This is a genomic window from Cupriavidus sp. SIMBA_020 (genome assembly GCF_046535395.1).
Taxonomy (GTDB): Bacteria; Pseudomonadota; Gammaproteobacteria; order Burkholderiales; family Burkholderiaceae; genus Cupriavidus; species Cupriavidus campinensis.
Genome location: NZ_JAWRWU010001011.1, coordinates 1 through 258 on the forward strand (window position 1 = coordinate 1; position 258 = coordinate 258).

Below are 258 nucleotides of genomic sequence, written 5' to 3' on the forward strand. Positions count from 1 at the left end.
GTGCCGATCAGGATGACGGGGTCGAACGCGGCGACCGGGTCGTAGGTCAGCTTGCCTATCACGTGCGGCGCGATGGCCTGGGGCCCGATGGAGGTGCCCAGGAGCGTCAAGCCGTCGGCATTGGCGCGCGCAACGCGGGCCGCGCCGATGGTGCCGGTGGCGCCGGGACGGTTGTCGATGATCACGCGGGTGGCCAGTTCGGCGTCCAGTTGCTGGGCAATGGCGCGGCCGAGCACGTCGGTGCTGCCGCCCGCGGGG

1 protein-coding gene is annotated in these 258 nt (G+C 72.5%); it reads right to left on the reverse strand.

The annotated features are described in order from the left end of the window. Positions 1 to 258, reverse strand: a 258-nt coding sequence (locus SB751_RS32525) for a Bug family tripartite tricarboxylate transporter substrate binding protein (RefSeq protein WP_410749322.1), incomplete at both ends; no start/stop codon positions are given.